Genomic DNA, 3,470 nt, shown 5'->3' on the forward strand with positions numbered 1-3,470 from the left:
CACTTCGAAGGACAGGGACATCTTATCTTGCTTGAGAATATCAACGATTTTCATGATGTGGAATATAGGAATTTTTGTAAAGCCTTGTGTAGAGCGAAAATTTGTATAGGTAGCGATAGGTTCAACCTATAACGGGAGGTGAGGCGGGATTCCACTGTGCCATGCACAGTGGCCACGGCCTGCGCTCGGTCCGGGATTTGTGGCGGATTCAGCAAGCCTTACGACTTGCTGCAGTTTCTGCGGCTCGGCTATGTGATATAATCATGATTTTGTCGAGGCGGGATTCCACTGTGCCCTGCACAGTGGCCACGGCCTGCGCTCGGTCATGGGCAAGCTAGCTTGCCCACGACACTCGCTTAGCACGTGGTCGAACCAGTAGCTTCTTTCGTGCCTGACATATGAAAAAGGACCACCCTAATGGGTGGTCCTTTTTCATAGTCGAGGCGGGATTCGAACCCACGACCCTCTGCTTAGAAGGCAGATGCTCTATCCAACTGAGCTACTCGACCATCACGTTCTTCAACGTGGGGGTGAATATAGCAAAAAGAATCAAACTCATCAACTGACCTACAAAGAAACCTTCATGTTTGAACAAAGCAAAAAAGCCACCCCGCAGGGTGGACTTTTCTATCTCAAAGCTTTAGCTCTACTTCTTGAGAATTTCCTTGATCTTCGCCCTCATGTGGTTCATGTTGGACTCGGTCAAGGTTTCATAGCGGTAGAAGGTACCGTCCTTGTTCACCAGGTAGACAACCGGAATATAGCCTGTACCGTAGGCGGGAGCAAACTTGTAATCTGCATCCTGGAACACAGGAATGGTCACCTTGTACTGGTCGATGAAAAGACGAATATCGTTCTTCTTGATGCCGCCACCAAGACCGATGGCAATACCAGTGAGGCCATCCTTTTCATATTCCTTCATCAAGTTCTGGATTTCGGGCATGTGGCGCTGGCAGTGAGGGCACTTGGGGCTGAAGTAGTAAATCAGCAAGGGGCGGTTAGAAAAGTGGCTAAAGAGAATTCCCGGATCGCTGACACCTGTCAAGGGCTTGGAAAAATCCATTTTCATGGGCTGGTTGGTGGTAGAATCCTGCATTAATTGAACATTGGCCATTTCGGGTTCCGTACCCACCTGGGCACAGGAAATGCTAGCAACCAATGCCAAGGCACTCAAAACTTTACAAGCAAGACGCATTAAAAACTCCTAAAGAACTTAGACAGTCTAATCCAAACATTTGCAAACTTTTACGGAGTGTAAAATATGAAATATTTGAAAAAAAAGTGCTGTTATAGCAAGAAAAACGTGTTTTATGTGAATTTTTGCATAAAAACACAGCCTACAGAAATTTTACAAGCTGTAAGTCGTGGTCACTGAATAGTGAGGTTCTCCCTTACGGGCGCCATTTACGGGGATGCTCACATCCAGCTTGTTGATTAAACGGCTGATAGACTTGGTCTGGGCAAAGCGGGCTCCAAAACCAACCACGTAGATCAAATCCTTGCGGTTAATGTCGTCAAATTCCCAGGCGGTTTCGCCAGCGCTACCGAACACAACAAATACCGGAACCAGGGTGGCCAATTCAAAGTTAGGGAAATAACGCTGTTCAACCATGCCATAGACCCTGGCCTGGCCGGCGTAGAACCCGGTGGGGAATCCTACAAAGCCATCGGTTCCGCCTAAGGTCAACTGATAACCCAACCTGGTATCTTCGTAAAAGTCCGCCTGACCCGACAGCGCCGTCGAGAATGCGTTAGACGGATGGAAGACATATTCGCCATAGATCTTGCCGTAATAATCATGCTTGTTGCCATGATCCAGATAGAAGCGGGATTCGGACTTTAGGACAAGATGATGCATGTCTCGGCCCAAGTACATATTGGCCCAGAAGTCCAGACGGATGTCATTGTCTGCAGCACCAATCTGTTCGTAGTTCTTGGAAACCTGGGCCTTGAGGCTATAGCCTTTTTCCACGTCCTCGGTCCACTTGACGTTATGGTAGTTGCGGATTTTTTCGTAACGGATATTGGAAAGCATGAGGTACAGGCCCAAACGTGAATCCGTACGTTCTGGTAGCCAGTCGTTCCAAGCACTTGCAGAATCGATTGCGTAGACCCCTTCCCCATCGGTAAACAGGTAGCGGTAGGTCTTTCCGTGTTCCGCAGTGGTATTGCGGTAATCGTAGGTTGCACCCACATAGAACTTGCGGTAAGCTCCACCAAAGGAACGGCTAAACCTGAAGCTAAGGGAGTCATCGATAAAATCGTGTACCTTAATCAATTCAACGGTTTCATCGCCGTTGTACAAAGGCAGGTCCTTGATCTTCGTCTCGGTTTCGTATGGTGCTGCGCCCTTGGGCATGTCGCCACTACCATAGAAGTAGGCAAAGCGTTCGTTCTTCATGCCGGCCAGGGTGTAAGCCCACTGGTTCTGACTGCGGCTCAAGTACGGAACATACATTTGCCAACTGGCCAGGTAGCCGTCGGTATTATAGCTGTAAACAACATCTAGATGGTTGTAGCGGAACAGAAAATGAGGGTCGCTATATTCCAAGGACAGCATGTCGCGGAACTCGTCATGGCCATAGTAGAACCCCAAAGTCTGTCCCAAGCCAAGGAAGTTGCTTTCCTGAATACCAATGCCGTAGTTCAAGTTATCGTAGCTAAACTCATTTCCGGAAAAGCCGATGCTAACAGGCAGAGTCAAGGTCCAGTTATCACTGGTATTGACGTGGGCAATGTTTTTCCCGTCCACAGACTCTACGGAGATGCTTGCGTCGGAAAGGTATCTCTGGGTTCGCAAGAAACGTTCCGATTCCTGAAGCATCAGGGAATCGACGTAATCCCCCTGATTGAAAAGCAATAACTTGCGGACTGTAGATTCACGGGTTTCGATATGAATCCAGTTCAAGACATCGTAAGCCCACTTGTCGTACTTGGTATGGTACTTGGAATCGTCAAAGGCATCCCCAATGTGGTACTGGATGGAATCAATCTTAAAAGCACCTTCGTCGTGGGCAAAGGCCACAGACAACAAGGCAAAAAGCACTAAAGCAAATATGGAACGAACTAGGCGCATAGACATCTTGCGACTAATATAAAAAAATCCATTTGCAATATAAGGAGGTCCTTTCTATATTTGGAACGGGCAGCGGATGGCCGCCGGCGAGAAGCAATTCAGACTGGAGGAAAGTCCGGGCACCACAGGGCAGGATGCTGGATAACGTCCAGGCGCGGAAACGCGACAGAAAGTGCAACAGAAATTATACCGCCTGCGCAAGCAGGTAAGGGTGAAATGGCGAGGCAAGAGCTCACCGCATTCCTGGTGACAGGGATGGCAATGTAAACCTCATCCGGTGCAAGACCAAGCAGGAGTCCGTTCGAAAGAACCAGCTGCGGCCCGCGGCTGTTGGGCATCCGGGTAGGTCGCTTGAGGCGGCTGGTAACAGTTCGTCCAGAGAGATGGTCATCGC

General features: G+C 48.9%; 2 protein-coding genes, 1 tRNA gene and 1 other RNA gene. 1 reads left to right on the forward strand and 3 read right to left on the reverse strand.

What is annotated here, in order from left to right; all coding sequences use genetic code 11:
* Positions 1–435: 435 nt before the first annotated feature.
* The 3 genes from MJZ26_14690 to MJZ26_14700 all read right to left on the reverse strand — a co-directional run bounded on the left by MJZ26_14690 (position 436) and on the right by MJZ26_14700 (position 3,082).
* Positions 436–509 (reverse strand) — tRNA-Arg (locus MJZ26_14690).
* A gap of 137 nt (positions 510–646) precedes the next feature.
* Complete coding sequence (locus tag MJZ26_14695; GenBank protein ID MCQ2107025.1) at positions 647–1,195, reverse strand: TlpA family protein disulfide reductase; 549 nt, start codon at positions 1,193–1,195, stop codon at positions 647–649.
* A 153-nt stretch (positions 1,196–1,348) separates the two neighbouring features.
* Positions 1,349–3,082: a hypothetical protein gene (locus MJZ26_14700; protein ID MCQ2107026.1), complete on the reverse strand. Its 1,734-nt coding sequence runs from the start codon at positions 3,080–3,082 to the stop codon at positions 1,349–1,351.
* 69 nt (positions 3,083–3,151) lie between these two features.
* Here MJZ26_14700 and rnpB point away from each other — a divergent pair.
* Positions 3,152–3,468, forward strand: an RNA gene (gene rnpB, locus MJZ26_14705) — RNase P RNA component class A.
* Positions 3,469–3,470: the final 2 nt, after the last annotated feature.

The organism is Fibrobacter sp. (assembly GCA_024398965.1).
Classification (GTDB): Bacteria; Fibrobacterota; Fibrobacteria; order Fibrobacterales; family Fibrobacteraceae; genus Fibrobacter.

Excerpts from the sequence above, each read along its gene's own strand:
- MJZ26_14695 (MCQ2107025.1), bottom strand. The coding sequence starts at position 1,195 with ATGCGTCTTGCTTGTAAAGTTTTGAGTGCCTTGGCATTGGTTGCTAGC.
- MJZ26_14700 (MCQ2107026.1), bottom strand. The coding sequence starts at position 3,082 with ATGTCTATGCGCCTAGTTCGTTCCATATTTGCTTTAGTGCTTTTTGCC.